We start from the raw sequence: 26,885 nt of genomic DNA, 5'->3' as shown, positions 1-26,885 counted from the left end.
GTTTAGTAACAAACTTTTTTACTTTCAAATCATGAAGATAGAAGGTGTTATTGATAATTTATAAAATATTTAGCAACGCAAACCATAATTAATACGTACTAATATTTTGTTAGCGGCTAAAATTAAATAGTAATAGTTGATTTTCCCGTGTATACCCCTTTAATAACAACTAAAATCGTTATACTTTAAATAAAATCATAATAAGGAATTCCTAATCTATGTCAGCAATTTACATAGCCGGTATCGCACTCTGCTCAGTGCTTGCCCAATGGGTAGCGTGGGCATTTAGAGTACCCGCTATTCTTTTTTTATTGCTCACTGGCCTGTTACTTGGGCCATTTAGTGGTGTTTTAGACCCTGATGCACTTTTAGGCGACTTACTCTTCCCTGTCGTATCATTAAGTGTGGCTGTTATTCTATTTGAAGGCGCCCTTACCCTTCACTTTAGGGAGTTAAAGGGAATTGGTAAAGTAGTCAGAAACCTATGCTCCATTGGTATGATTGCAACCTGTGTTGTAATTAGTTTAAGTGCCTATTGGTTACTTGAGCTCAATTGGCGGGTTGCTGCTGTGCTCGGCGCAGTGCTTGTGGTAACAGGCCCGACAGTAATAGCGCCTTTACTAAACTCCATGCGCCCCACACAAGACATAGACCGCATTCTACGCTGGGAAGGGATTGTTATTGACCCTATCGGGGCATTGTTTGCTGTACTGGTATTTGAAGCAGTAATGTTAGTAGGCCAAGGCGAGGTACTAAGCCATACTATTGTTGCTTTAGTTAAAACTGTTGGAGTTGGTCTAACAATAGGGGTAGCAGCAGGCTGGGTTACAACTCAATTAATGCGCCGAGAATGGTTGCCATTTGAATTACATAAGTTTGGTATTTTAGCGCTGGTATTAATTAGCTTTTCTGTATCAAACTACTTAAGCCATGAGTCAGGCTTATTGGCCGTAACGGTATTTGGTATTTGGCTTGCGAATCAAGATGACCTAGAAATAGACTCTGTTTTAGAATTTAAAGAAGACTTGTCGATGATTCTTATATCAACGCTTTTCATCTTACTCGCAGCCCGTTTACAGCTTTCCGACTTAATGATGTTAGATAGTGATGTATTTATATTTTTAGCGATTGTGTTATTTGTAGCCCGCCCTTTATGCATTGCTATCTCTACCTTTGGTACCGACTTACCAATTAAATCTCGCTTAGTACTCGCCTGGATTGCACCAAGGGGTATTGTAGCAGCCGCTGTTGGTTCAGTGTTTGCACTTAGTATGATGGAAGCGGGTGTGGCTGATGCAGAAAAAATGGTTCCACTTATTTTTACAGTTATTATTATAACTGTTGTACTACAAAGCTTAACAGCAATACCTGTGGCTAAGTTGTTAGGTGTGCGCCAACCGTCACCTAATACTATTTTAATTATTGGGGCTAACCATGTGTCACGTGCTATTGGTCGGGGCTTAAAAGAGCAAAATATACCTGTTCACCTGTCAGATCCGGCATGGGAAAACTGTAAAATGGCACGTATGGATGGCTTACCTTGCTATTATGGTAATCCGCAATCAGAGCATGCTGAACGATACTTACCGCTTACAACTATCCGAAGTGTTTTAGCGCTTTCACCAAACAGGCATCACAATGCATTAGGTGTGCAGTATTTTTCACATTTACTCAATGAAAAAAACGTGTTTTCGCTACGCTCATCAACAACACACGCTAAAGCCAACAAAGACAGTGCGACATTTTTATCGCGTCAAATATTATTTGGGGATGAAGGTTCGTACGCTCGCTTAAGTAGTGTTATTGCTAAAGGCGGAAAAGTAAGTGCTACACGTATTTCAGATGAGTTTAGCTGGGAGCAATACTTAGAAATGAACCCTGAGGCTATCCCTTTATTTATTCTTAAAGGAGATAAAGACAACGATGACGATACACCAGCTAAAGTAACACCATTCACACTTAATATGGACAAACCGCCTCAAGAAGGTGAGCGTATTGTTGCACTGCACCCCCCTAAAATGTCGTTATTAAAAGACCCTCAACCTAAAGACAAAGAATAAAGTTAACTAAAATAATGCTCACAAAAAAGCCCTAATTTTATTAGGGCTTTTTTCTAAATGTACAGCAACTCGCTTAATTAAAGTTTATTCTTGATTAGTATTACATAGGTAACCGAGCGCGCTCTACTACACTATCAGGCATTTTTTGCGCAAGCTTAGTTAGAGCGTTTTCAATTTTTTTATGCGTTGCTTTATCTGCTACCATTGCATTAAACAACCAACGATATGCATCTTCAAAATCCCGTGGGCTACCGTAGCCATCATTAAACAACTTCACTAAACGTAACTGAGCTTTTAAGTTACCTTGTGCAGAAGCTTCCCGTAAATACGTAATAGCCATGGCTTTATCTTGCTGAACTAGCCTTCCGGTATCGTAATAGCGACCTAACTGCTCAAGCGCTGCCGCTAAGCCTTGCTCAGCAGACTTTCTCATATAATACACGCCTAGCTCTACATTTCGCTCAACACACACATTATAAGCAAGCATATCGCCATATAAAAATTGATAGGATGGCAATGCCATTTTATTGGCTCGCGCTTCAATATCTTGAACTAGCTGGCAATCATCTGCCTTTACACGCTGCAAATGCACATTTTTATTTATTAACGCGATAAGCTCTGATTCAGTGTATAGCGGTACTGCAGCAGGTGATTCATCTGCTAACGTATTGGAAGATATAAATAAAGACACTGACACTAAAGGCACAGCTAATAACGAACTTTTTAAAAATAGGCGCATGTTCACCACGTACAAAAATTATCTTACTAAATAATATACAAAGATCGTTCCAAGGTGAATTTTAGACACAAAAAAAGCTGCATTTAGCAGCTTTTTTTATATTTATGGTAATTAAGCAAACGGGTTGCGAAGTACCATTGTTTCTACACGGTCTGGACCTGTAGAAATAATATCAATTGGAACACCAGTGATTTCTTCAATACGCTTGATGTAATCAATTGCAGCTTTTGGTAAGCCTTCAAGTGAAGTTACACCCACAGTATTTTCAGACCAACCCGGCATCTCTTCATATACCGGTGTTACTTTCTCGTAACCTTCAGCAGCTAATGGTGTTACGTTTGTAACAGTGCCATCTTCAAGCTGGTAGCCAGTACAGATTTTCAATGTTTCTAAGCCATCTAAAACATCAAGCTTAGTTAAACAAAAACCTGAAATACTGTTGATTTGAACTGCACGGCGCATTGCCACTGCATCTAACCAACCAGTACGACGAAGACGACCTGTAGTAGCACCAAACTCATGACCTTTGTCACCTAAGTGCTTACCAACTGGGTCTTGCTTATCAAGGCCATCGTAAAGCTCTGTAGGGAAAGGGCCTGAACCAACACGTGTTGTGTACGCTTTGATAATACCTAACACGTAGTCAAGGTTTAGTGGACCAAAACCAGCACCAGTTGCAACGCCACCAGCGGTCGTGTTTGACGAAGTTACATAAGGATAAGTACCGTGATCGATATCAAGTAATGTACCTTGCGCACCTTCAAATAAAATGTGCTCACCTGCTAAACGTGTTTGGTCTAAAAGCTCAGTTACATCTACAACCATTGCTTTTAAGATATCTGCAACAGCCATTGCATCATCAAACGTTTTTTGGAAATCTACAGCGTCTACTTTGTAGTAATTAACTAATGTGAAGTTATGGTACTCAAGAACTTCTTTTAGTTTAGCTGCAAATAATTCAGGATTAAATAAGTCACCTACGCGTAAACCGCGACGTGCTACTTTATCTTCGTACGCAGGACCAATGCCACGGCCAGTTGTGCCAATTGGCTTGTCGCCACGAGCTGTTTCGCGGGCTACATCTAATGCAACATGGAAAGGCAAAATTAGCGGACATGCTTCACTTATTAAAAGACGTTCGCGTACTGGTACGCCACGCTCTTCAAGCATGCCAATTTCTTTCATTAGCGCTTCTGGTGATAAAACAACACCATTACCAATCACACATTTAACATTGTCACGTAATACACCCGATGGAATAAGGTGTAGAACCGTCTTTTTACCTTCGATAACTAAAGTATGACCTGCATTGTGGCCACCTTGATAACGAACTACTAAAGATGCTTTGTCCGTAAGGAGGTCAACTACCTTACCCTTACCTTCGTCACCCCATTGGGTGCCTAATACAACAACGTTTTTACCCATTGTAAATTCACTTAGAGAAAATTAGGACGAGATTTTACCAGAAAACCCAAGCAAAGATCACCCCTGTTCAGCTTATTTTTTCTGCGAAGAATTATTAAATTAAAATATGAGTAAATAACCACATATATAACAGTGATTTAAAGTTGTAGATTGTATTCAACAAAAAGCCCCGCAAGTGCGGAGCTTTAAATTTTAAAAGTATAAATATAGTCTACTGCGCTTTAGCGCCTTTCATATATTGGAAGAAGTCACTGTCTGGTGAAAGCACCATCACATCTTGCTTACCTTTAAATGTTTTCTTATACGCTTCTAAAGAACGTACAAAGCTGAAAAACTCTGGATCTTTATTATATGCATTTGCATAAATAGCGGCAGCATCTGCATCACCTTGACCGCGCACTGAGCGTGAGTTACGTTCAGCGTCTGCAAGCATAACTGTCACTCGACGGTCAACGCTAGCACGAATAGTCTCCGCTTTTTCCTGACCTTCAGAGCGGTGCTCTTTAGCAACGGCAGTACGCTCAGCACGCATACGTTGATAAATCGAACTACTTACTTCTTGAGGCAAATTAATTTGCTTAACACGTACGTCTAGCACTTCAATACCTAACTCGCGGGCACTTTCAGATGCTTGAACTAATGCTTCTTCCATAAGCTCACTACGCTCACCCGATACAATTTCACGAATTGTGCGTGTACCAAAGTTAGTACGAAGTCCGTTATTAACCTTTTGCTCAAGTAACGTTTCAGCATATTGCTTGTCGCCACGTGCACGTAAGTAAAAAGCACTAAAGTCGTTAACACGCCATTTAACAAACGAATCAACAATTAAGTCTTTCTTCTCACTTGTCACAAAACGATCTGGCGTTCCATCTAGCGTTTGAATACGTGCATCAATACGACGTACTTGGCTAAAAAATGGGACTTTCAAATGCAAACCTGGGCCATAAACAACCGCTTGATCATCGTCATCTTTTTGTACTTTACTGAACAATAGCACAATTGCTTTTTGCCCTTCAGGTACAACAAATACCGATGAGAAAGACATCACAATGGCAACTAGTAGTATTACTAAACTAAAATTTTTCATTATGCTTATCTCCCCTAGTTAAAGCGATCGTTGTTAAAGCGGTCGTTGCTGCTATTAACGGTGCTGTTACGTGATGTATTTACTTTGTTTCTTAAGTCTTGAATGTCACTTGAGCTTGGTAACGCAACACGTGTTGCAGTGCCTTGCTTTTCCATGATTTTATCAAGAGGTAAGTACATCATGTTATTACCACCCTTCACATCAACCAACACCTTAGAACTGCTACCTAACACTTCTTCCATTGCATCAATGTATAAGCGTTCACGCGTTACTTCTTTAGCCGCTAGATACTCAGGTAATAGCTTTTCAAAGCGAGCAACCTCACCTTGCGCTTCCAGTGTAATACGCTCTTGGTAACCTTCAGCTTCTTGTGTCATACGTGTTACTTGACCACGTGCACGCGGTTCAATTTCACGCGCATACGCTTCTGCTTCACGGATGAAACGCTCTTCATCTTCTTGCGCTGCAATCGCATCATCAAACGCATCTTTAACTTCAGTAGGTGGGCGAGAATCTTTAAAGTTAACGTCAGTAACAATTAAACCAAGGTTGTATGGTTCGATTACCTTGTTAAGCTCATCCCATGTGTTTTGACGCACTTCTTCACGACCGTTCGTTAAAACTTGGTCCATTTTTGCGTGACCCACAACATAACGCAATGCACTGTCTAGCGCTTCTTCTAGACTGCTGTCAGCATTCGTTACGCTAAACTTGTAAAGGTATGGGTCAATAACACGGTATTGCACCTGAAACTCAACACTTACCACGTTTTCATCTTCAGTAAGCATAAAGCCAGACGCCGACAGTGAACGAACGGCTTCGATATCAACTGGGATAACCGTTTCAATAAACGTCATTTTCCAACGCAGGCCTGGTTCAGCAATTCGGTCATATTTACCAAACTGCAAAACAACACCACGTTCGGCTTCTTTAACCGTATAAATACCACTTAACGCCCAAACAATAGCGGCGATAATGAGGATAAATGAAATACCGGCTCCGCCAAGTCCGCCACCGCTTCCATTGCCGGATTTTTTACCGCCAAATAAGCCGCCGAACTTGTTACTAAACTTACGGAACACCTCGTCTAAATCAGGTGGGCCTTGATCACGTCCGCCTTTATTGTTCCACGGATCTTTGTCATTGCCATTATTACCCGGTTCATTCCAGGCCATAGCTATACTCCATTGTTATCTAAATAAATTAGGAAATTGTGTTAAATCTATCAAATCTACTGCGTTTCTCATACAAAAACCGACATTTAAACGTCAATTTTTAATCTCGGTTGATAAAACCAACAATTTCAGGACCAAATTCTTTAATTAAGCGATTCCATTCAACCATTGGCATTCTTACATCTAGTAGCCAATTGCCTTGTTCATCAAATCGCTCTTCATGCACCGCATTTAAGCTAAAAAGTGAAGCCCTTAAACGCCCGTATAAAGGGGTTAATAAAAGCGTTTCACTAAACATTTTTTTAGCAAGCAACTCGCTAATGGCTTCGCTTAGTAATTCACACCCTTCACCCGTTTGTGCAGACAACCATACTCTTATAGGTTGACCTTCACTATCTCGATCAATACGCGGAGCAACATTATCAAGCGCATCAATTTTATTATAAATTAATAGCTGTGGAACGTCATCGGCTTCAATTTCTTTAAGCACCGATTGCACTTGTTCAATATTTTCTTTAATTCGCGAATCAGCAGCATCTATTACGTGTAACTGTAAATCGGCTTCACGTGTTTCGGTCAATGTTGCTTTAAATGCAGCCACTAAATCGTGAGGCAAATGACGGATAAAACCCACGGTATCGGCTAAAATCACCTGACCAACATCACCCAACTCCAGTTTACGCAGTGTTGGGTCAAGCGTCGCAAAAAGCTGATCGGCAGCATAAACCTCAGAATCTGTAATACGATTAAATAATGTAGATTTACCCGCATTAGTGTAACCAACTAACGACACCGTTGGAATTTCATTACGGTTACGCGCGCGTCTACCCTGCTCACGCTGGACAGCCACTTTTTGTAGTCGTGCACGAATACTTTGAATACGTACGCGCAGTAAACGCCTATCGGTCTCTAATTGAGTTTCACCAGGCCCACGTAAACCAATACCACCCTTTTGACGCTCAAGGTGAGTCCAACCTCGGATAAGCCGAGTAGACATATGACGAAGTTGTGCCAATTCAACCTGCAATTTACCCTCATGGGTACGTGCACGTTGGGCAAAAATATCAAGAATAAGGGTCGTTCTATCAAGCACACGGCACTGACAAACGCGCTCTAAGTTGCGTTCTTGTGACGGTCTGAGTTGATGATTAAAAATAACGACATCTGCATTGTGGATTTTGACAATCTCAGCTATTTCTTCTGCTTTACCGGTACCGACGAATAGTTTCGGATGTGGTGCTTGACGGCTGCCTTGCACAACCGCCAAACTACTAACACCAGCAGAAGATACCAACATCTCTAATTCATGAAGATCTTCACGATCCCCTTCTTTAGGTAAGTCGATATGAACTAAAATTGCCTGTTCGCCGGATTCATAGCGGTCAAACAAGCATTACGCTCCTAATTAAAAGTTTCCAGCTTCTGGTTCTTCAGTGTCATCGCTCCCTTGAACACCTTGGAAGTTGACTGCGCGAGCAGGTACAACTGTTGAAATTGCGTGTTTGTAAACCATTTGGTTTACCGTGTTTTCAAGTAAAATAACAAATTGATCAAATGACTGGATTTTACCTTGTAATTTTATGCCATTAACCAAAAAGATTGATACTGGAATGCGCTCACGACGTAGTGCATTCAAAAATGGGTCTTGTAACGATTGGCCTTTTGCCATGTTATTCTTCCTTCGTTCTAGGTGTTATTATAATTAAGTGGCTGAACTCATTTAATAAAGCTAAATCATATCCAACTACTACTAGCTTAGCGAACTTACTACATGATGCAAGTTTTCTTCATCGCCGGTTGTTAACCAAGTAACATCAGGCCAACTTCTCAACCAAGTTAATTGACGTTTAGCCAATTGCCGGGTTGCTGCGATACCTCGAAATACCATTTCATCATGACTTACTTCACCCGCAAGGTAATCCCACATCTGTCTATAGCCCACACAACGAATAGAAGGCATATTGTGATGTAAATCTTTACGTAGATATAAGGCCGAAACTTCATTTTCAAACCCCTGATCTATCATTATTTTAAACCTTTCTTCAATTCGTTGATGTAATTCACTTCGCTCTTGCGGCGCGATGGCAAATTGATGAAAAGTATACGGTAAAGGTGGCTGCTTTTGCTTTTGCAGTTCAGTCATTGTTTTACCGGTTAATCGATATACCTCCAGCGCACGGTTAATTCTTTGCGAGTCGTTTTCACTCATTTTTTGTGCCGCTTGTGGATCTATTTTCACGAGTTCTTGATACAAGTGTGGCCAGCCAAACTCACTAGCCTCTGCTTCAAGTTGAGTCCTTATAGCTGGGTCTGCCTCAGGCAGAGGCGATAAACCATCAATAAGTGCCTTGAAGTACAGCATTGTACCTCCAACTAATACAGGTACTTTACCTTGTTGATGAAATTCATCAATTTTTTTTATTGCATCACGTCTAAAATCTGCAACAGAATACGTTTCACTCGGGTCAAGCAGATCAATAAGATGATGTGGAGCGCGAGCCAATTCTTCTGAATCAGGTTTTGCAGTGCCAATGTCCATACCTTTGTACACTAATGCTGAATCGACGCTGATTATCTCTGTATTTAAATGCTCGCACAAAGAAATAGCCAATGCTGTTTTACCTGCAGCAGTGGGACCCATTAAAAATATAACTGGTAATTGACTCAACACGAACACCCTAATTTAATTGCGCTAAATACTGACTTAGCTCTATTTTAACTGCTTTTTCACGCAAGCGTTCAATAGTTTGCGGATTATTTTGTAAGCGCATTTGTTGAGTTATAAATACGTTGCTAGCATAAAAACGCGGCGGTATACATTCGGCCTGCCAATTTAACCAATCTTCTATGTTCTCAAACTGCTTTTTACACGCGCTTAGTAACTCATTAACAGCATTACTTACATCAAGTAAATACAAACATGATGGCAGCTTTTTAACCATGACAAACTGCTTCTCTATCACCAATTCAAAGCCAAGCAGCGTGAACCACGATTGCTGCCCTTCGATTAGCAAACAGTCTTCTTTTGATAAATTAACCCTGACAGGTAATAACAATGCTTTACCTTCAAGGCTACCTTGCTCTTTAATTTGCTCATGCCAATCATCAACTATGGCGTATTTAAAATGTGAGCAAAATAGCTGCTGCTGCGCACTAAAGACACAGTTTCCATCATGCAAACTAATAATAGATACCATACTCACAGCACTTTGTTCCGGTACTGATGAATCTTGCTGAGTGGTTTGCGCCACGACATCAAAGTGCGCAGCATGTTGTTCACCCACTCCCTGATAAAACGCATTCACGTCTTGATGGTTTGCACTTGATGATGCTCTGTATTCACCACCACTACTTTTTGCACCAGTTGAACTTGAACTACCTGAATAATTTGGTTGTAACTGAGATTTAGGATAATCGTAACCGCCGCTAGTCTCATTTTTAGATGTCGACGGATGCATGGCATGAGTAAATGCAGGTAAATGATCATCAGCTGTCGTTACCGCTTCATTGTTAAACTCACCTTGCAATGGCACAACAACTTGCTTGATCGCTTGTAAAATAAAGTCATGTACTAAGCGACCTTGATGAAAACGTACTTCATGCTTTGCTGGGTGTACATTTACATCAACTTGGCGTGGGTCAATATCAATATAAATTACAAACCCTGGTAGCTCTTGTACCCCACTAGCTTCTTCAAATGCCTGACGAATAGCGTGTAAAATGAGCTTATCGCGCATCATACGATTATTTACATACGTGTACTGCGTTGTATTTACAGAGCCTACCGGTAAAACCCAGCCATGCAGTTGAAGCCCTGCTTCCCCAGATTGAATATGAAGTCCTTGCTCTGCAAACGCCTTACCCGCAACTTGTGCAACGCGAGTTATGGCGTGAGCGGGATCTGTTTTTGCGCGGTATTGCCTAACTACTTTTTCGTTATGAGTCAGCGTAATCGATACATCAAACCGGCTAAGCGCTATACGCTTAATGAGCTCATCAATATGGGTAAACTCTGTTTTTTCGGTACGTAAAAATTTGCGCCGTGCAGGGGTATTAAAAAATAGATCTTTAACCTCAATGGTGGTGCCATCAGGGTGAGCAACCGGCTTAACTTGCACAGCCATATCACGGCCTTCTGCAAATGCTTGCCAAGCAGCGTCTTGAGTCTTTGGTTTGGAGCTGAGGGTTAATCGCGATACTGAGCTAATTGAAGCTAATGCCTCGCCCCTAAAACCTAGTGAACAAATATTTTCTAAATCATCAAGCGACTTTAACTTACTTGTCGCATGGCGAGAAAGCGCAAGTGTGAGCTCTTCTTTACCTATACCCGAGCCATTATCACGAATACGAATAAGCTTATGGCCACCACGCTCTATCTCTATTTGAATACGAGTAGCGCCAGCATCAAGGCTATTTTCAACAAGCTCTTTTACTACCGATGCTGGACGCTCAACCACTTCACCTGCGGCAATCTGGTTGGCTAAACGGGCAGGTAGTATTTCAATATTCATGATATTTCCTAGCAAACTGCGTGCAGATTTATGTAATTAACTCTGTGGTATGTCGAGCTCTTGACCAATAAAAAGCGTGTTTGAATTTAGTTTATTTACTTTTTTTATTTTACTTATGCTGACCCCATAACGGCTTGCCAACATACTTAAAGATTCACCCGGACGTACTTTATGTTTTGTAGGGTATTGCGACTTTAATTTTGCAAACAACGAATCATCTGGTGGGTTTTTCAAATAGTAATTTTTAATTGAGGTGAACATAGCCTTGGCTAAACGCTCTTGATGATTTGCACTTTTCAATAATTTTTCTTCTCGCGGGTTAGATATAAACCCCGTTTCGACCAAAATAGAGGGAATATCTGGCGACTTAAGAACCGCAAGGCTAGCATGTTGCGGGTCTTTTTTATGAAGCTTTGCAACTTTTCGTAGCTCTTTAACCACTTCTTCAGCAACGTTTAAGCCGGTTTTCATTGAATGATCCATCGACATATCAAGTAATGCCTGCGCTAAGTATTTTTCGTTAGCCGCATCTTTCATTACATCGGCTGCACCACCGAGCAACTCGGAATGCTTTTCTTTATCTTCTATCCATTTACCTATTTCAGAATTAGCTCTTCGTAATGACAATACCCATACCGATGCACCATTGGGACCAGGGCTTGTAAATGCATCAGCGTGAATAGACACAAAAAAGTCGGCTTTTTTCTCTCGTGCTCTGTTTGTTCTCGTATTAAGTTTTACAAAGTAATCGCCACTTCGTACCATACGCGAAATCATGCCCCGCTCAGCGTCTATCATTCGCTCAAGACGCTTAGCTATTTGCAACGTGACCGTTTTTTCATACGTGCCTGATGGCCCTATTGAGCCAGGGTCCTCACCGCCATGCCCTGCATCGATAGCAATTACAATATCGCGTTCTTGGCTAAGTTGACGTTTTTTAGCAGCTTTTTGTGCAGGTGAAGCCACTGGTTCTGGTTCACTTTTATTATATAAATCGACCACAAGCCTATTTTTGTATGGCCCAGTAGGCGCAAGCGCAAATAGCACTGGTTTTACGGGTGCGCTTAGCTCAAATACTAAACGAACGCTTTGCTTATTTTTGGGCTTTGAGTAACGTAATTTTCTAACAATTTGGTGCTTAGGTGGCACACCGGGTAGTACTTTAAGCTCTTTGGTGTTTTCTAGGTCAACCACTAAGCGGCTTGGGTTTTTTAGCATAAAATAACTAAAATCGGGTTTATCGTCTAAATCAAATACAACGCGTGTACTATCTGGAGATGGCCACACACGCACACTATTTATCGTGTTTTGTGCCCACAAAGAAAAGCTCATGATGAAAATCATAAGAGAAACTGAGAGTTTAACTGCGCCTCGATTCATTTGATAATTACTGCCTTCACTATTTTATTATTTATTTTTTTAGTTTATCGACAATTGCTGCACCACGTTCACTGGTACTTTTGAACACAATTTTACGCTCGTCACCTACATAGCTTAGCGTTATATCTAAATCGGGTACAGGAATAAACTCTCCACCCTTTTCTGGCCATTCAACAACACAAATAGCCTGCGGTGAAAAATAATCGCGTATACCCATAAATTCAAGTTCTTCTGGATCACCTAAACGATACAAGTCAAAGTGATAAACGTTTGCACGGTCAAGCTCATAGGGTTCAACCAGTGTATATGTTGGGCTCTTAACTTTACCTGTATGCCCAAAGCCTTGCACTACACCACGTGTAAACGTCGTTTTACCAGCGCCTAAATCACCATGTAAATAAATCACAGCACCTTGCTCAATAATTGCTGCTACTTGCTTACCCATTGCAACAGTTGCAAGTTCATCATTTAAGTGAGATTCAAAACTATGGGTCATTATTACCTCAAAATTAACTTAAAAGCGCATATTAGCTAATCATACCAGATTATTTATTTATGGCGATAAATTGAAGTTTCAGGTATAAAAAAACCGGCCTAAGCCGGTTTTTTTAATTTAGGAAGATTACAACCCTAACTTTTTCTCAAGGTAGTGGATATTAGTTCCACCATTTTGGAAATTCTCATCTGCAAGAATACGCTTATGCAAAGGAGTATTAGTTTTAATTCCATCAATTACTAATTCGTTTAGTGCATTACGTGCACGGGCAATAGCCACATCACGGTTTTCACCGTAAGTAATTAGCTTGCCAACCATTGAATCGTAGTGAGGTGGTACAGTGTAGTCAGCATAAATATGGCTGTCCCAACGAATACCTAACCCACCAGCGGGGTGAAAACGTGTAATTTTACCCGGTGACGGGATAAACGTTTCAGGGTCTTCAGCATTAATTCTACACTCAATCGCATGGCCACGAATAACGACGTCGTCTTGCGTGAACGATAATGGCTGACCCGCTGCTATTTTTAGCTGTTCTTTGATTAAGTCAATACCCGTAACCATTTCTGTTACTGGATGCTCAACCTGAATACGGGTATTCATTTCAATGAAGTAAAACTCGCCGTTTTCGTATAAAAACTCAAACGTACCCGCGCCACGGTAACCAATTTCAATACACGCACGTGTACAACGCTCACCAATAAACTTACGTGTTTCAGCTGTTATGCCTGGAGCAGGAGCCTCTTCAACTACCTTTTGATGACGGCGCTGCATTGAACAATCGCGTTCACCTAAGTGAACTGCATTACCTTGTCCGTCGGCTAATACTTGTACTTCGATATGACGTGGGTTTTCAAGGTATTTCTCCATGTAAACCATACCATTACCAAAAAACTGTTTAGCTTCTTGCTGCGTTAGTGAAATTGAATTCACTAATTCAGATTCATTGCGTACTACACGCATACCACGACCACCGCCGCCGCCAGCTGCTTTAATAATAACCGGATAACCAATGCGCTTAGCAATTTGCATGTTGCGTTCGTTATCGTCTGTTACAGGACCATCAGAACCCGGTACACATGGAACGCCAGCTTTACGCATTGCGGCAATAGCAGATACTTTATCGCCCATTAGACGAATTGTGTCGCCTTTTGGTCCAATAAATACAAAACCACTTTGCTCAACTTGGTCTGCAAAATCTGCGTTTTCTGCAAGAAAACCATAACCTGGGTGAATCGCTACCGCATCAGTTATTTCAGCCGCAGCAATAATGCGCGGTATATCTAAATAACTATCTGTTGCTGATGGCTTACCAATACAGATGGTTTCATCTGCAAGCAATACATGCTTAAGATCGCGATCCGCCGTTGAATGAACAGCAACCGTTTTGATCCCAAGCTCTTTGCAGGCGCGCAATATACGAAGTGCTATTTCACCTCGGTTTGCTATGACTACTTTATCTAACATTAGAGTTGGCCTTTTACGTTATGCTATTAGTCAATGATGAATAGAGGTTGATCAAATTCAATTGGCTCGCCATTTTCAGCTAAAATTGCGCGTACAGTACCCGCTTTATCAGCTTCAATTTGGTTCATCATTTTCATGGCTTCAATGATACACAGTGTATCGCCTACATTAACTTTAGAGCCTACTTCTACGTAAGCAGGTGCCTCTGGAGAAGATGCTGAGTAAAATGAACCAACCATAGGTGATTTAACTTGATGACCCGTTGGTGCAGCAGGCGCAGCTTCTGCTTCAACTGCTACAGGGGCAGCAGGGGCTGGGGCTTGCTGTGCAGGAGCTGGCGCATATTGTTGTGGTGCAAATTGTGGGTAAGCTGGACCCGCACTCATGTTGTTACGGTTTATGCGTACCGACTCTTCACCTTCAGTGATTTCTAGTTCCGCAATGCCCGATTCTTCTACTAATTCGATAAGTTTTTTTATCTTGCGAATATCCATTACACGACCCGCCTGTTAGTTTGTTAGTGTGTTAATTTCTAAATTAAATTGCGTTTTGCGACCGGTTAACCGCTGCATTTAATGCTGCGTGGTAACCCATTGCACCTAATCCACATATAACGCCTTGTGCCACATCTGAAAAATAAGAATGATGGCGAAAAGCTTCACGTGCGTGCACATTGCTCAAGTGCACCTCATAAAACGGAATATCAACACTTAACAATGCATCACGTAATGCAACGCTTGTATGCGTAAATGCTGCGGGGTTAATAATGATACAATCAACCGCTTGCCAAGCATTATGAATTCGTTCTATGAGCGCTTGCTCACCATTACTTTGAAAGTGCGTAAGTTCAACATTCAGACTATTAGCGGTATTCGTTAGTTCGCTCATAATCTCGCTAAGTGTTTGCGTACCGTATTTTTCTGGCTCGCGCTTTCCTAGCATGTTTAAATTTGGACCATTAACAACTAAAATCTTTAATTTTGCAGCCATAATACGCGATATACCCTCTAAGTAATGAGTTAAGCCATTGCCAGCTATTTTTTAACTTTAAACTAAGCATAAAAAAGCTAAATTGCAACATTTTCTCACGTTAGCTGGGTATTATAGTGATTTCGACGTAAATAACAGCAAAATACTGGTCCAATCACTATTTAAGGTACATTTTGAAAGGTATAAATAACAAAGCCACTTAGTAAACTTAAGTGGCTTTATTGCACTATTATTGTGCGCTGGCACGCACTGTAGCAAGGTGTTTAGCAAAATCCTCAGCATTTAAAAAGCCTGTCACTCGCAACGTGCTTAGCTCTTGCCCTTGAGTATTAAAAAACAAAATACTCGGTAACCCGAACACGTCATACTCTTCCATTAGCTCAATAGTTTTACTATCACTTTCAGTTAAATCGATTTGAATTAACTGATAATGGCTAAACTCCTTTTGCACATTTTCATCAGGAAAGGTGTAATGTTCAAACTCTTTACACGCAACACACCAATCGGCGTATAAATCGACCATAACAAGTCGACCTTGTTTATTGGCATCATCGACCGCGACTTTTAATTCGGCTAAATTGGCAACGTGTTTAAACTCGTTTTTTTGTGCGTTTACTTGGACTTGTACAGGCCAAAAATAGTCTTTAGCTAAACTAAATCCAGTAAATACCAACAACATGGCTGCAAACCATAAAGCTGTTTTTAATTTACTTTGCTGCTGATTACTTTGCCAATGGTGTAAGTACAAAGCAGCAGCTAACGCCAATATACCTGCCATAAGTAATATAATGTTGGCGCTGATCAAACGTTCTAACAATATTAGTGGAACAACCAACATTACAAAGCCAAATAAGGTTTTAACTTGCTCCATCCAACCGCCTGCTTTAGGTAGCAATTTACCACCCGATGTACCAAGCAATAATAAAGGCAACCCCATGCCTAAACTTAATACATACAACGTTAGCCCGCCCACTAAGTAATCACCACTTTGCGCAACGTATAATAAAGCGGCTGATAGCGGCGCCGTAGTACAAGGTGATGCAATTAAACCGGATAATACCCCCATCAAAAATACACCAACATAGTTGCCACCTTTTTGATTATTACTTACCTGCGTGAGTTTATTCATCACACTGCTAGGGAGTTTTATTTCGTACCAACCAAACATCGACATAGCCAGTAATACAAACAATAAGCTAAAGCTAATAAGTACATAGGGGTGCTGTAAATACCCTTGTACTTGTCCACCTAATGCTGCAACAACTAGCCCTAATGCCGCATAAGTTACCGCCATGCCTTGTATGTATACGAACGAAAGTGCAAAGGCTTTTTTAGTTGATAAATTTTGTTGCCCAGCAATTAAGCTCGACAAAATAGGAAACATCGGGAACACACATGGTGTAAAAGCAAGCCCCACACCCACTGCAAAAAATACTAATAAGTTAATAGCTAAACTTTGACTTGCCAGTTGCTCAGTAAAAGAAAGATCTTTTTTAGTTATAGCAGCATCCGGTTGCGATGTTGATTCGGTTAATGCGCTTGCAGCATTAGACGGTGTTGCATTTTGCGATTGCTCGCCTGCAATCACACTCAATGGAATAGTGATAACTTCAGGCGGGTAACAGAGTCCAGCCTCAGCACAGCCTTGATAACGCACTTTGACTACGGCGCCTTCATTTACGTCACTCAGCTTACTGATGATACTAACGCTTTGAAAAAACACCTCTGTTTTACCAAAAAATTCATCTTCGATAATCTCGCCATCACCTAAGCTTCCTACATCAATGCTGGCATCTTTAGCGAGTATCTCTATTTTTTGCTTATATAAATAGTAACCTGGCGCAATATCCCACCCTATAAACAAGGTGCGACCTTGCTGATCAAAGTCAAACTCAAACGCTTGTGTTACGGGTAAAAAGGTTTGCTGCGTGGGCGCTAATAAATCATTAAGCACATTATTTGATGTAGCCTTTGCAGGGGCTATTAATAATGTCACTAATAGCAAAAACAAAAAGCGCATTAATGTAATACCTCATCCATCCAGTTAAAATAAGCCAAGTTCCCGGTTGTTATGTCAATAACTTGTATCTCAGGTACTTCGTAGCTATGCATCGCTTTTATAGTTAAAAACACATCGTTCATTTTCTCTGTTTTGGTTTTAACTAGCATTTTAACTTCTGTCATTTCTTTTACCTCGCCCTCCCACATATAAATAGAAGACATTGCTGGTAAAATATTGACACACGCGGCCAGCTTTTTTTCTACCAAAGCTTTACCAAGCATGCGTGCTTCAGCCTCGTTTTTACAGGTAGTAAAAATTAATTTAAATTGTGTATTCATTATGAACCTTTACTTGTTGAACGATGTCTAGCTTCATAGTATCTGATAGGTAAGCCAATGTGTAGAAATCCAGTTAAATGACACTACCTACGCATTAACCTTGAAAAGAGACCTATTAACCCTCACTTATATTTCATCAACTCTTACGAGTACCTTATTTAGAGAGCATTATGTTTAGATTTTTATTTGTGTTGTTTATTATCATTCCTATTATCGAAATCGCCTTGTTAATTCAAGTAAGCGACGTAATAGGGGGTGTAGCGACGATTGCATTAGTGGTTATTACCGCAATTTTAGGCGCTAAGATGGTGAAACAACAAGGTATGGGCGCGCTTCAAAATGCGCAAACGCAAATGGCGCAAGGCCAGATGCCTGCTAAAGAATTATTCACGGGAATATGCGTAATTATTGCCGGTGTACTATTGTTAACGCCAGGCATCATGACTGACGTTTTTGGTTTACTTTTATTAACCCCTGCAATTCGTAATAAATTAGCTGCAGGCCTTGCAAGTCAGGCAACTGTGAGAATGAGTGCAGGTATGCAACAAGGTCCTTCCCCATACGCTCAACAACCGCATTCGATGCGTGACCAGCAACAAACCGAACAACCAACAACCATTGATGGTGAGTTTGAACGAAAAGATTAAAAATTTATCATTTTTTCTCTTGGAATTTTTTACTCTACCCCCATTAATGAATGCAAATTAGAAAAGCTTTTTTCTGTACTGTTCAGAAACTGTTAGGAGAACTAAAAAACATGAACATTCGTCCTTTACAAGATCGCGTAATCGTTAAACGTCTAGAAGAAGAAACAAAATCTGCTGGCGGTATTGTATTAACTGGCTCTGCAGCTGAAAAATCAACTCGCGGAGAAGTAGTAGCCGTAGGTAATGGTCGTATTTTAGATAACGGTGACGTTAGAGCTTTAGAAGTAAAAGCCGGTGACACTGTGTTATTTGGCTCATATGTTGAGAAAACTGAAAAGATCGAAGGTCAAGAGTACCTGATCATGCGTGAAGACAACATTTTAGGCATTGTAGGCTAAGCCTACTTTTCGTTTAACACACATTTAAGAATTTAGAGGAATTTAAAACATGGCAGCTAAAGAAGTACTTTTTGCAGGTGACGCACGCGCTAAAATGCTAACTGGCGTAAACATCCTAGCAAACGCAGTTAAAGTTACATTAGGTCCTAAAGGCCGTAACGTTGTACTAGACAAATCGTTTGGCTCTCCAGTGATCACTAAAGATGGTGTATCTGTAGCAAAAGAAATCGAACTTGAAGATAAGTTTGAAAACATGGGCGCGCAAATGGTTAAAGAAGTTGCATCTAAAGCAAATGATGCAGCCGGCGATGGTACAACTACCGCTACAGTACTTGCACAGTCTATTGTTAATGAAGGCCTTAAAGCGGTTGCTGCAGGCATGAACCCAATGGACCTTAAACGTGGTATTGATAAAGCAATCATTGCTGCTGTTGCAGAGCTTAAGGCGCTTTCTGTTCCTTGTGCTGATACTAAAGCTATTGCTCAAGTAGGTACTATTTCAGCTAACTCTGATAAAGAAATTGGCGACATCATTGCAGAAGCAATGGAAAAAGTAGGCCGTAATACAGGTGTTATTACTGTTGAAGAAGGTCAATCACTAGAGAACGAATTAGATGTTGTAGAAGGCATGCAGTTTGACCGTGGTTACCTATCTCCTTACTTCATTAACAACGCTGAAAAAGGCGCAGTTGAATTAGATAACCCATTTATTCTACTTGTAGATAAAAAAGTATCTAACATTCGTGAGCTACTACCTACATTAGAAGCAGTTGCTAAAGCAAGCAAGCCACTATTAATCATTGCTGAAGATCTTGAAGGCGAAGCACTTGCAACGCTTGTAGTTAACAACATGCGCGGCATTGTTAAGGTATCAGCGGTTAAAGCTCCTGGTTTTGGCGACCGTCGTAAAGCGATGTTACAAGATATCGCCGTATTAACTGGCGGTACTGTTATTTCTGAAGAAATTGGCCTTGAGCTTGAAAAAGCAACAGTTGAAGACCTAGGTACAGCTAAGCGCGTTGTTATCACTAAAGACGATACAACTATCATCGATGGTGCTGGCGAAGAAGAAGGCATTACCGGTCGTGTTTCTCAAATTAAAGCACAAATTGAAGAAGCAACATCAGACTACGATAAAGAAAAACTACAAGAGCGTATGGCTAAACTTGCCGGCGGTGTTGCAGTAATTAAAGTAGGCGCAGCAACTGAAATTGAAATGAAAGAGAAAAAAGACCGTGTTGAAGATGCATTACATGCAACTCGTGCAGCGGTTGAAGAAGGCGTAGTACCGGGTGGCGGTGTTGCTCTAGTACGTGCAGCTAGCAAGCTAGTTGAACTACTTGGCGATAACGAAGATCAAAACCACGGTGTTAAAGTTGCCCTTCGTGCGATGGAAGCACCTCTTCGTCAAATCGTAACTAACGCGGGTGACGAAGCATCTGTTGTTATTAACGCAGTTAAAGGTGGCGAAGGTAACTACGGTTACAACGCAGCAACTGGCGAATACAATGACATGATTGAAATGGGTATCCTAGATCCAACTAAAGTAACGCGCTCTGCACTACAATTTGCAGGGTCTATTGCGGGTCTAATGATCACAACTGAAGCAATGGTTGCTGAAATCCCTAAAGAAGAAGCTGCTGGTGCCCCTGATATGGGTGGTATGGGCGGAATGGGTGGCATGGGCGGCATGATGTAATAGATTTTTCTATTACCGCTTAATCTACTAAAATTTTTGAAAGCCCGAATAGCAATATTTGGGCTTTTTTATTAGCTATTTATGAATATCTAATAACAGTTTTGATATGTATCAATTGTGAACAAAGCGAAAGCTATCTTCCAGTCAAACCTATTACCTGCTTCACAACTCATCACTGCCGTTAGCAACTTTCCTATAAAGGACTGTTATTGGCTTATCAAACAATTCAACGTATCAAATACAAGCAAGAGATCTACAACGAACCCTACTATATACATAGATTAACGTGTGCTTTTGGCACTAACCGTTAACATGAGTAAGCTTATTGAAATAGCTACAAAATAATAAGGAACTCCGGCCTGCCAACTTGCTTGGCTATTAACACCAAAAAAATCGACATATAATGCTGTTTGAATTGGTCCTATGTACCAAAGTGCAGGATAAAGCACTTCAAACATCCGTTTTGTTCCAGTAAACGCGCCACAGAAATAGGCTAGCGATACGGTAAATGAAATGGCGATAATCAATTGGACGAGTAACAACCACTCAGCACTTCCAGTAAAGCGGATAAAGCTGCCCATGCTTGCTAAGACTAATAATATCGAAGCGGCACAATAGCAGGCCAAGCTTTGTAAAATAGATGATTGTTTACTGTAAGTAACTAACTCTACAGTATTCGCTTGTTTTTCTAATTGCCCTAGTTGAGAGATCACCAAAACACACCATAACCACGAAATAGGTAAAACAAGGCTAACAAGCAAATCTTGACTGATAAACAATTGAAAAATATTTAACACCAGCAAACCGAAAAACCAATACACTGAATGACCTTTGAGTATTAATTTTAACTCTAATCGTAATAAGCGAGTAAAAGAAAAATGCTTGGTTAAAGCAACAAAGAAAATATCAAGTAGGTCAGTCACTCTAGCTTTTAAGGTGAAATTCAACCATGAAGATTGCTTATTTTCAGGTGTTGAATTTTTGCTAAAACGGTCAAAAAATATAAACGCTAATGCTAAACAACTAAGACAAATAAAAAGTAAAGGCAGGGCACCCCATAGGCTGGCTATTGTCGGCTCTATTCCTTGCCAAACGAAAGTGTTTATCTCATCTGCTGCATTAGTGATACTTACCCCTATATTTGTATCACCTTGCTGTAATGGAAAACGTTCGGCAACTTCTGCATCTAAATGATCGAGTAATGCTCCAATCCCAGACATGCTTTCAATGGTTTGAACAATGGAGCCAATCCATAAGAAAAAATAAACGACGTTGCCTAACCCGCCTTTAAGCCATTCAATTGACTCAAACATTATCGCGATAGCGGCAATTGTTAATAGTATTGGCAAGACAAAAACTACCTGAGGCCATATCAACGCCCAAAGATTTATTTGATAACTTTCACCATAATAAATCTGAATCAAAATACTACTCAGTAGCATAACCAGCACAATAGAAACCAAAATAAGTACACTCGTGCACCATTTGGCTAATAAAAAAGTCAGTTTACTAATAGGAGTGGCTGCGATGAGCTCTCCCGTCATTGATTGTCGGTCTAATTCAAGCGCATTTTTGACCAGATAAAAACAGATAATCGGTAAAAATAAAACGTTCAACATCGCTAGGCATACACCAAGCCAAGCGCTATTGTAGATGCCACGATAACCATTAATCACTAGCGTTTGATAATGGGCATCAGGGGAAGGGAAAAAAAGTAATGTTAATACCGACATCGCCAGCAGTGTTACTACAAAGCTTTGCTGGCGGGTTCGTTGTTTAAAATCAGCAGTGATGCATTGCCATACTTGAGTCATTAACTTGCCCTCGCATAGGCAGTTTGAACTTGTCGGTTGCTGGTAAAATAAAGGTAAGCATCTTCTAGAGTCGGTGGTCTTGAAATGGCTCTTGCATCAGGGCAGAAGTCAGCAACAATATTTAGTTCAACCTTAGATTCTTTTCGCACGCTATGGCTTACAATGAATTCATGCTGGATATGTTTAAGTTCACTGAAATTGACCGTTAGTTGCCAGCATTTATTGGCGACTTTATCTTGAAGTTTACTTGGTGATTCTGATTGAATTAAATGGCCTGAGTGCATAATCACAATGCGATCGGCAATTGATTCAACATCTGCCACTATATGCGTAGAGAATAGAATACAACGTTCACCTGCCAACTCGGTTAATAACTGACGAAAATTAGCACGTTCGTGTGGATCTAGGCCAACGGTTGGTTCATCAATAATCAGTAACTTGGGATCATTAAGTAGAGCCTGCGCAATACCAATACGCTGTTTCATACCGCCAGAATATCCCTTTAGTGACATATGCGCAGCATGCGTTAGGTTGAGTTTATGAAGTAAATCTTCAATTATGTGATCTGCGGTTGATTTATCTAATCCTTTTAAGCTAGCAATGTACTGCAAAAACTCGATACCAGATAACTGATCATAGACGCCAAAATACTGTGGCAAGTAGCCCAATTCGTTCCTCAATACTTGAGGTGACTTAATAATGTCTTGCCCTTGCCAGAAGATGTTTCCTTGGGTTGGTTTGGTAATCGTTGCAAGAATTCGCATCAGGCTAGATTTTCCTGCACCATTTGGACCTAACAAGCCCAAAATTCCCGGCTCAACTTGCAGCGACAGTGATTTGATTGCAAACTTAGTTTTTTTGCCACTCTGATATTGATGGTTAAGTGATTGAATATCCAATAACATTGTACTTCCCTTATAAATCAAGATTTAATTACTAAGCAAAAATAACGCCACCAATAACTCCTTTAAATTCAACGAATTAAAAACACAACAACTTAAGTAATAAAAATAAATGGTGAATTTAACTAACTATTGGTGAAATAAGAACAAGTTATGAACAAAATAAAATCCATTTCTCATAGCAATCAATTAAGTCCGAAGTTAACTAAACCGCCCAAACTGATTATCTTAAGAAAAAGAGTAAAGGCGATGTAGTAAGCCATGTTGTTGCCGTTTTAAATGTCCATTTTTTAGGAATAATGAATACGGTGAAACAAACTAAAGCGCACTGAATGGTCATCACAAGACAACTTTTTGACCGGCAGCAATATGAGATTAGCGGACTATTTATTTAGAAGAATATACTTCTTAGCTAGAACTGCTTAGGAACCGAATAAAACGTTATTCACACTAAATAAACTAGTAAAATTGTTACAATTCAGACGGTTAACCATGATTTCGAGGTGGTAGGGTATAAAGTCGGGTATCACTTATTTTCCCATGTAACGAATTTAATAAAAACATTTGGATAAACTCTATATGGGCGGCATGATGTAATCATCACCGTTTAAGCACCTCGCTTATATAAAACCCAGCCTCGGCTGGGTTTTTACTTTTTAGTACTTTTTTATTGTTATTGTTCAATTTACCCCCAAATAGTAATAACGTATAAATTAAAAAACCACACCATGGACATACTTAACAGTAATGGAATTACTTTCATCGCAGTGCTTGTAACCCTAATATCTGCATTGCTGCTTTTAATAGTTTGCCTTTTGTTAAAAATGATTACTTGGGGTAAAAGTATGTCGAAAGGGGCATATTTATTTTTAGCTTTTTTTCCGCTTATTTCCCTGATGCCTATTCCGCCACCTACCTACGAAAATGTTCAAAAGGCGAAGCAAGAGCAGCGTAAACGTAAGGAAGACTCAGGCGACCCGCCGGATGAAGAAATGGAATAAATGATTACGTTTATTAGCTAACAATAGACAAGTGCTTGCGAAACGCTGTACATTTATTATTAAATAATTTATGAAGTTAATTACTAAATGCAGCAACGTAAAAAATTTAAGAACCCTTACATAGGGCTAAGAAAAGAGGATTTTGTTGAGTTAGTTGGTAGTGAAAAAGAATTACTTACGGCCGAAATTGAACTGGCCGACAGTAAAGGTGAGTCACTCGCTTACTTTAGAATCGATGGCGATTTTTTCTATGATGATATTTACTATTCGGCTGATATATTAGTTCCGAAAACACACTGGTTAGGCTCTCACGATGTAAATCAAAAAAAACTCTGGATTGCTGTTATTTACAACGTACCTTACGGTGAGTATTTAGATGCAGAGTTTGATTTTAACAAAGTTGATGACCCTAACTTTGGGGTAGTAAAACCTGTATTGGTTAGTGAGCTGAATGAAAATGAGCTCGCCTATGAAAAAATTACACGCTTGGAAATGATTGCCAATATTGAAAAAGCAGCGACTGAAGATAAACTCCTTAAGGCGGAAAAAGAGCTCATTCTGACCAAGCTTTTAAGCAAAGTGACTAAACACTAATCTAATAAAAGTCAGTTTAACAGCTGTCTCACTATGCTAAATAAATCGGAGGGTAGCATACCTCGCTGCCCGTCTCGCTCACTGGCGATATCACCGGCTTTAGCGTGCAGTGTTACGCCATATCGCGCTGCTTCATCAATATTTAAACCTTGAGCCAGTAAGGCACCAATAATACCAGTGAGTACATCGCCACTACCACCCACGGCCAGTGCCGGATTGCCGTCTTCACACACCCACGTGTTCTCTGCATTATCAATTAAGGAGCCTGCACCTTTTAATACGCAAGTCGCATTATAGCGCTTTGCACACAGTCGGGAATTTTCAAATCTATTAGATTCAATTTCCTGAGTCGTTACACTTAATAGCCTGGATGCTTCTCCTGGGTGCGGTGTAAGTACACATTGCTTTACTGTGTACGATGAGGCTTGCTTGGCTAATAAATTTAGCGCATCGGCATCTATGACTAATGGCATTTTATTATTTTGGCAAAATTGCATTACTTCATCGAACGTTTATTGTGCCCATTCGTCCTGCCCAAGCCCTGGCCCTATTACTACGCAGCTAGCCCACTCAAGCGCTTCTTTTAGATTAGTACTGGTTACCATTAATTCTGGCCTACCAATGCTTACAGGCACTACAGAACTTGAATGTGTATACACTTTTACCATACCCGCACCTGCTCTAAGTGCGGCCTCGCTGGATAATCTAATTGCGCCAGCCGTCCCCTCATTACCACCTACACAGAGGAGTTTACCATGAGTTCCTTTATGGCTATTTAGGTTACGCGCACCAAGCTTTTTAAAGCTCTTAATATTTATAAGTGTGCCGCTTGAAGTAGCGAGCTCAAAAAATGCAGGTCCAATATTTAGATCGTCAAATATTAACTCCCCGCAATGTTGTTTACCTATAGCCGTTGTTAGCCCCTGCTTAGTACCAACAAAGGTTATTGTTTTACTTGCTTGTATAGCAATACCTAAAGGTTGGCCAGTATCTGCGCTGATACCTGAGGGTACATCTATACTCAATACAGGTTTATTACTGGCGTTAATTTCATTAATAATTTTAGCAAAATTATCGCGAACCGAGCTTGTGATCCCTGTACCTAGCATTGCATCTATAATTAAATCACTTCGGTTTAATAACTCACTCGTATAAGCATTAACTTCACCGCCTTCATCACGCCATAACTTAAACGCTTTTGCAGCATCTCCTGTTAGTGATTTTTCAGGGTTAACGGCACACAAAGTTACTCGCTTACCCGCTTGCTTAATTAGGCTCGCGGTAATATAAGCGTCCCCAGCGTTATTACCATGCCCTACAACAACTAACGTATGCTCTGCATTAAAGTCTTGCCAAGCGTTGAATGCAGCGTGCCCAGCGCGCTGCATGAGGGTAAATAACTCACAATGGCTATTTTTAGCAGCCAGTGCCTCGTTATCCCTAACTTCTTTTGCAGTAAATATTAGTTTATTTAGCATGAAGACCCCTCTAATAAGTGACACCCTACCTTATCAAATACACATATCGAGCGGCTAGTTTTGTGAGCTTTTAATCGAGGTAAGTTCGTTTATTCAAACGTACTAAAGATCACATATTTATCCGGGTCAGATAACTGAAAACTAATCACTTTTATTCAGGTATTAAAAACTTAAACGCTAAATATTACTCATTGAACGTTGCTACAAAGCACCTACGCCTGAGGTAAGAGCGCCACCTTCACGTGAGGCAAATTGCAGGCATTAAAAAAGGCCACCTAAGTGACCTTTTTCTAACAATTAACTTAAACGTTAATTATTACTCTACGATAGTTGCTACAACACCAGCACCTACAGTACGGCCACCTTCACGGATAGCAAAACGAAGACCTTCATCCATCGCGATTGGTGCGATTAGAGTTACTGTCATCTTGATGTTATCACCAGGCATTACCATTTCTACGCCTTCTGGTAACTGTACGTCACCAGTTACGTCAGTTGTACGGAAGTAGAACTGTGGACGGTAACCTTTGAAGAATGGAGTATGACGACCACCTTCATCTTTAGAAAGTACGTATACTTCTGAAGTGAATGTAGTGTGTGGATTGATTGAACCAGGCTTAGCTAGTACTTGACCACGTTCAACGTCTTCACGCTTAGTACCACGTAATAGTGCACCAAT

24 protein-coding genes and 1 pseudogene are annotated in these 26,885 nt (G+C 40.4%); 6 read left to right on the top strand and 19 right to left on the bottom strand.

Going from position 1 to position 26,885, the window contains the following annotated elements; all coding sequences use genetic code 11:
* The first annotated feature begins 218 nt into the window (after positions 1-218).
* Entirely contained in the window at positions 219-2,060 is a 1,842-nt protein-coding gene (locus tag MTF67_RS10860) for a sodium:proton antiporter (protein WP_006791234.1), read from the top strand.
* Positions 2,061-2,160: 100 nt separating this feature from the next.
* Here MTF67_RS10860 and MTF67_RS10855 read toward each other — a convergent pair whose 3' ends face one another.
* From MTF67_RS10855 to cutA, 15 genes are all read right to left on the bottom strand, one after another.
* Positions 2,161-2,799 carry a tetratricopeptide repeat protein gene (locus tag MTF67_RS10855; RefSeq protein ID WP_008128241.1) on the bottom strand — a complete coding sequence of 213 codons (639 nt, stop codon included), beginning with the start codon at positions 2,797-2,799 and terminating at the stop codon, positions 2,161-2,163.
* Positions 2,800-2,910: 111 nt separating this feature from the next.
* Complete coding sequence (locus MTF67_RS10850; protein ID WP_008128387.1) at positions 2,911-4,224, bottom strand: adenylosuccinate synthase; 1,314 nt, start codon at positions 4,222-4,224, stop codon at positions 2,911-2,913.
* A gap of 211 nt (positions 4,225-4,435) precedes the next feature.
* The gene (gene hflC / locus MTF67_RS10845) at positions 4,436-5,314 is read right to left on the bottom strand and encodes a protease modulator HflC (RefSeq protein WP_006791238.1); all 879 of its coding nucleotides are present in this window, start codon (positions 5,312-5,314) and stop codon (positions 4,436-4,438) included.
* A gap of 14 nt (positions 5,315-5,328) precedes the next feature.
* A complete protein-coding gene (hflK, locus tag MTF67_RS10840) occupies positions 5,329-6,489 on the bottom strand; it encodes an FtsH protease activity modulator HflK (protein ID WP_006791239.1) in 1,161 nt (386 codons plus the stop codon).
* Positions 6,490-6,589: 100 nt separating this feature from the next.
* A complete protein-coding gene (gene hflX, locus MTF67_RS10835; protein ID WP_010556689.1) occupies positions 6,590-7,879 on the bottom strand; it encodes a ribosome rescue GTPase HflX in 1,290 nt (429 codons plus the stop codon).
* Between the two features lie 15 nt (positions 7,880-7,894).
* Positions 7,895-8,158 (bottom strand): RNA chaperone Hfq, encoded by a 264-nt coding sequence (gene hfq, locus MTF67_RS10830; protein ID WP_006791241.1) that lies wholly within the window; start codon positions 8,156-8,158, stop codon positions 7,895-7,897.
* Positions 8,159-8,239: 81 nt separating this feature from the next.
* Positions 8,240-9,157, bottom strand: coding sequence for a tRNA (adenosine(37)-N6)-dimethylallyltransferase MiaA (gene miaA / locus MTF67_RS10825; RefSeq protein ID WP_248519533.1), 918 nt, complete (start codon positions 9,155-9,157; stop codon positions 8,240-8,242).
* 10 nt (positions 9,158-9,167) lie between these two features.
* Positions 9,168-11,000: a DNA mismatch repair endonuclease MutL gene (gene mutL / locus MTF67_RS10820; RefSeq protein WP_248519532.1), complete on the bottom strand. Its 1,833-nt coding sequence runs from the start codon at positions 10,998-11,000 to the stop codon at positions 9,168-9,170.
* Positions 11,001-11,036: 36 nt separating this feature from the next.
* Positions 11,037-12,380: an N-acetylmuramoyl-L-alanine amidase gene (locus MTF67_RS10815; protein ID WP_248519531.1), complete on the bottom strand. Its 1,344-nt coding sequence runs from the start codon at positions 12,378-12,380 to the stop codon at positions 11,037-11,039.
* Between the two features lie 31 nt (positions 12,381-12,411).
* Positions 12,412-12,876: a tRNA (adenosine(37)-N6)-threonylcarbamoyltransferase complex ATPase subunit type 1 TsaE gene (gene tsaE / locus MTF67_RS10810; protein WP_248519530.1), complete on the bottom strand. Its 465-nt coding sequence runs from the start codon at positions 12,874-12,876 to the stop codon at positions 12,412-12,414.
* Between the two features lie 126 nt (positions 12,877-13,002).
* On the bottom strand, positions 13,003-14,343 hold the full coding sequence (accC, locus tag MTF67_RS10805; protein ID WP_006791246.1) for an acetyl-CoA carboxylase biotin carboxylase subunit: 1,341 nt from the start codon (positions 14,341-14,343) through the stop codon (positions 13,003-13,005).
* Positions 14,344-14,369: 26 nt separating this feature from the next.
* Positions 14,370-14,837 (bottom strand): acetyl-CoA carboxylase biotin carboxyl carrier protein, encoded by a 468-nt coding sequence (accB, locus tag MTF67_RS10800; protein WP_008128370.1) that lies wholly within the window; start codon positions 14,835-14,837, stop codon positions 14,370-14,372.
* A gap of 43 nt (positions 14,838-14,880) precedes the next feature.
* A complete protein-coding gene (aroQ, locus tag MTF67_RS10795) occupies positions 14,881-15,333 on the bottom strand; it encodes a type II 3-dehydroquinate dehydratase (RefSeq protein WP_006791248.1) in 453 nt (150 codons plus the stop codon).
* A gap of 229 nt (positions 15,334-15,562) precedes the next feature.
* Positions 15,563-17,353 carry a protein-disulfide reductase DsbD gene (locus MTF67_RS10790; protein WP_006791249.1) on the bottom strand — a complete coding sequence of 597 codons (1,791 nt, stop codon included), beginning with the start codon at positions 17,351-17,353 and terminating at the stop codon, positions 15,563-15,565.
* Positions 17,353-17,673, bottom strand: coding sequence for a divalent-cation tolerance protein CutA (gene cutA, locus MTF67_RS10785; RefSeq protein ID WP_006791250.1), 321 nt, complete (start codon positions 17,671-17,673; stop codon positions 17,353-17,355). The genes MTF67_RS10790 and cutA overlap by 1 nt, the downstream gene beginning before the upstream one ends.
* Before the next feature lie 170 nt (positions 17,674-17,843).
* Here cutA and MTF67_RS10780 point away from each other — a divergent pair, with 170 nt between their 5' ends.
* The 3 genes from MTF67_RS10780 (at position 17,844) to groL (ending at position 20,417) form a co-directional block, all read left to right on the top strand.
* Entirely contained in the window at positions 17,844-18,320 is a 477-nt protein-coding gene (locus tag MTF67_RS10780; RefSeq protein ID WP_006791251.1) for an FxsA family protein, read from the top strand.
* Positions 18,321-18,430: 110 nt separating this feature from the next.
* Entirely contained in the window at positions 18,431-18,718 is a 288-nt protein-coding gene (locus MTF67_RS10775) for a co-chaperone GroES (protein WP_006791252.1), read from the top strand.
* Between the two features lie 49 nt (positions 18,719-18,767).
* Positions 18,768-20,417 carry a chaperonin GroEL gene (gene groL / locus MTF67_RS10770; protein ID WP_006791253.1) on the top strand — a complete coding sequence of 550 codons (1,650 nt, stop codon included), beginning with the start codon at positions 18,768-18,770 and terminating at the stop codon, positions 20,415-20,417.
* A gap of 281 nt (positions 20,418-20,698) precedes the next feature.
* Here the strand turns inward: groL and MTF67_RS10765 are convergent, their stop codons facing one another.
* Both MTF67_RS10765 and MTF67_RS10760 read right to left on the bottom strand, forming a co-directional pair.
* Positions 20,699-22,231, bottom strand: a complete 1,533-nt coding sequence (locus tag MTF67_RS10765; RefSeq protein WP_248519529.1) for a hypothetical protein — start codon at positions 22,229-22,231, stop codon at positions 20,699-20,701.
* Entirely contained in the window at positions 22,231-23,136 is a 906-nt protein-coding gene (locus tag MTF67_RS10760) for an ABC transporter ATP-binding protein (protein WP_039037945.1), read from the bottom strand. The genes MTF67_RS10765 and MTF67_RS10760 overlap by 1 nt, the downstream gene beginning before the upstream one ends.
* Positions 23,137-23,978: 842 nt before the next feature.
* Here MTF67_RS10760 and MTF67_RS10755 point away from each other — a divergent pair.
* Positions 23,979-24,134, top strand: coding sequence for a hypothetical protein (locus MTF67_RS10755; protein WP_170865579.1), 156 nt, complete (start codon positions 23,979-23,981; stop codon positions 24,132-24,134).
* A gap of 87 nt (positions 24,135-24,221) precedes the next feature.
* Positions 24,222-24,728, top strand: coding sequence for a hypothetical protein (locus MTF67_RS10750; RefSeq protein WP_248519528.1), 507 nt, complete (start codon positions 24,222-24,224; stop codon positions 24,726-24,728).
* An 11-nt stretch (positions 24,729-24,739) separates the two neighbouring features.
* Here MTF67_RS10750 and MTF67_RS10745 read toward each other — a convergent pair.
* Together MTF67_RS10745 and MTF67_RS10740 are read right to left on the bottom strand one after the other, a co-directional pair.
* Positions 24,740-26,206, bottom strand: a pseudogene (locus MTF67_RS10745) (NAD(P)H-hydrate dehydratase).
* A gap of 316 nt (positions 26,207-26,522) precedes the next feature.
* On the bottom strand, positions 26,523-26,885 hold a 363-nt coding region (locus MTF67_RS10740; protein WP_248519527.1), incomplete at its 5' end, for an elongation factor Tu.

Source organism: Pseudoalteromonas sp. 2CM32C, assembly GCF_023161925.1.
GTDB lineage: Bacteria > Pseudomonadota > Gammaproteobacteria > Enterobacterales > Alteromonadaceae > Pseudoalteromonas > Pseudoalteromonas marina.
Note: the sequence above shows the minus strand (reverse complement) of the source record. Positions and strands in the feature narration are given on the sequence as shown.